We start from the raw sequence: 2,585 nt of genomic DNA on the forward strand, positions 1-2,585 counted from the left end.
CGGAATAGTGCCCAGCTACGAATGGGTACATGATCACACGGGACGCGACAAGTAGGCGCAAACGTTGCTCGAAGAGCTGATGCGGCACGTACCGAACACGCGCGTCGCGTATCATTTTGCATCAATCCTATGGGCACTCAAAGAAGTGGGAAAATGAAATGGTGATGATGGGAGATAAGGAAGCCTACGAAAAATGCTCCAGATCCGAGAAGCGATTTCATTGGTGGTTTTTTGTTGTTGCAATCTGTGCAGCATCATTGCTCTTGGCCTGGAAGCCGTACATATTGCCCTTTCTGAAAATGCTCAGCCGATAGTTAGGCTTTTTGGCGCCATCCAACTATTCCACTCCATATGCACCAACAGCCGTCATCCACTCTCAAGTTTGCATACTGCCTTGTCCTACTCGCTGCCGTCTTGCCATTTGGTCTAGCAAGGTCTGGGTGGGTCGGTATGGCCACTGGTGGCGCCGGGTTTGGCGTCATTCCACTCATCGGACCCCTGTTCTTTCTGGTCTTTGGGCTTTATCGCGTTTACCTCGTAGCACGTGTCCCTGGTGTGCTTAACTCGCCTCAAGCCACTGGACTTCCTGCCTTCCTACAAAAAATAGGCAAGTTCTGCCTTTATGTAGGCGCGGTCGTATCAGTGCTCAGTTGGGTCGCAGGGCCGCTAATGCGAGCGGTCATCAAGACCCGAACCGAAAGCGGTGCTGAGTTCTTTGTTGTCGGGCTCTACTTGTCGCTAGCTGCTGGCATTGGCATGCTCGGGCTATTTGCGTTTGAGTTCAGCCGCTTACTTACCTTCGAGCGTAATGCCCGGCAATCCAACGCCTAAATTTGGCGTGCACTCAATTTGTGTAGCCAACTCAACAGAGCAACCGTGAATAAGCCCAACCCAGCATCTGCCCCCAGCCTAACATTTCGTTCAAGGGGACGCCAACAGCTCTCGCGCCGCTTCGGAAATGCCAAGCGTGGCGCCCCTTAACTTGGAGTTAGGCTCTTCGCAAACACATTGCCTTGCTACTCGTAAAGCCTTCATGAAATACGCAGCAACATTTCTAGCACTTCTGATGTTTGGCCTCACAAGCCTCAGCAATGCAGCAGAACAAATCGTCTTCCGTGACAAGCAAGGTCGGGTGCTGACAGAAGCAGACTTGAGCAGCCTTTCAGGAGATGTTAAATGGGAAATCCGCGGTAACAAGAGCGTTCCGCAGGAGGCATCAAAGCTTCACGAATTAGGCCGAATTGCAGGGCAGAAAGGTGACAGCAAGAAGGCAATCGAGTACTTCGAAAAAGCATCTGCCGCCGCGCCTGATTGGCCATATCCACTTTATGACTCCGCGTTCACATACTTGCTCGGGGAGCAATACAGCAAGGCATATCAACTCTATCAGCGAGTTGACAAAATGGCACCCAGAGGCTACTTCACAACGAAGACGGCGGTCCACACGTTGGAGCGCGAATCACGCGGCGATCTACCCAAGGGCACTTACCTCCGGTATGTATCTTTGGAATGGGTGAACGACGAAAGCCAAAAGCGGCAGTTCGTGGCAGCCTTAACCGAACGCATTCCCAACTTTGCTCCAGGCTGGAAGGAACGAGCTCAATTCGAAGATGATCCACAGCTTCGGCTTAGTGCGCTGAACAAGGGGCTAGCAGCAAGACCGGACGAGGAAACAAAGGGGTACCTGCTCGTCAATAAAGCCATCGTTCTGCATCAGCAAGGAAAACGAGAAGACGCAGTCAGCATCTTGGGCACCCTTGCGCTAGATCCTCATGCACCAGTCGATGTTGAACTCATGGCAAAGAAAACACTGGCCAACATGCTCCGGTAGCATCAAGGCCATGACATACCTAGTCAATCGAGCATTTGCCACCAGCCTAACCGTAGGTTCAACGCGGACAAAAATGCTCCGCATTTTTGCCGGTTAACCTTGGCGTTAGGCTTTTGGCTGCGCTATCAACTTTGCTATTCCGAGTAGATCCACCATGCCTGAAAAACTAGATCATCGCGGCTATCTACTCGCGCCCCTTGTGCCGCCAACACTGAACATCCTGTTTGTGCCGGTTTGGTCCGTGCTTTCTGGCCATTCCGGCCTCGCCTTCAGCGCAATGGTTTGGCAAGTCGTTGCGTGGTTCGGGCTGGAAGCAATCTGCCTTGCAAGCATCTATCCAATACTTTGGCTGTTTCATCGCCGCATTTTGTCACTTCCTATCAATCCCTCTCTCGCAGTTGCTCTAAGCATCACCTTTTCGGCCGGGTCATCTTTCGCCCTTTTTGGTCCCATCCAATGGCAAGGGCACGTGGCCATAAGTTGGGCTTTTGCTGCCATCGCATCAGTGTTTGCTTTCTCCGCATTTCATTCAATGCAAAAGCATCGCCGCAATAATCTAGCAAAGCAAAATGCAATCACATCGACCCACACGCCACCGTAGTGCATCTGGCACCAGCCTAACTTTTCGGTCAAGCCGACACCCACAAGTTTCACTTGTGGGTTCCCTGCGCGCTTCGCGCTCCGGTGCGGCTTACCTGTGGCGTTAGGCTATTTTTGAAGGAACCGACATGTCAACTCACGTGCCCTTCATCAC

Annotated in this window: 2 protein-coding genes; both read left to right on the forward strand. The window is 52.1% G+C overall.

The features are described 5' to 3' along the window. Positions 1 to 1,033 precede the first annotated feature (1,033 nt). A complete protein-coding gene (locus PSV38_RS13230) occupies positions 1,034 to 1,831 on the forward strand; it encodes a tetratricopeptide repeat protein (RefSeq protein WP_300548135.1) in 798 nt (265 codons plus the stop codon). 154 nt (positions 1,832 to 1,985) lie between these two features. Beyond that, positions 1,986 to 2,432: a hypothetical protein gene (locus PSV38_RS13235; RefSeq protein ID WP_300548137.1), complete on the forward strand. Its 447-nt coding sequence runs from the start codon at positions 1,986 to 1,988 to the stop codon at positions 2,430 to 2,432. Positions 2,433 to 2,585: the final 153 nt, after the last annotated feature.

This window comes from Aquabacterium sp. (assembly GCF_029946005.1).
Taxonomy (GTDB): Bacteria; Pseudomonadota; Gammaproteobacteria; order Burkholderiales; family Burkholderiaceae_C; genus Aquabacterium.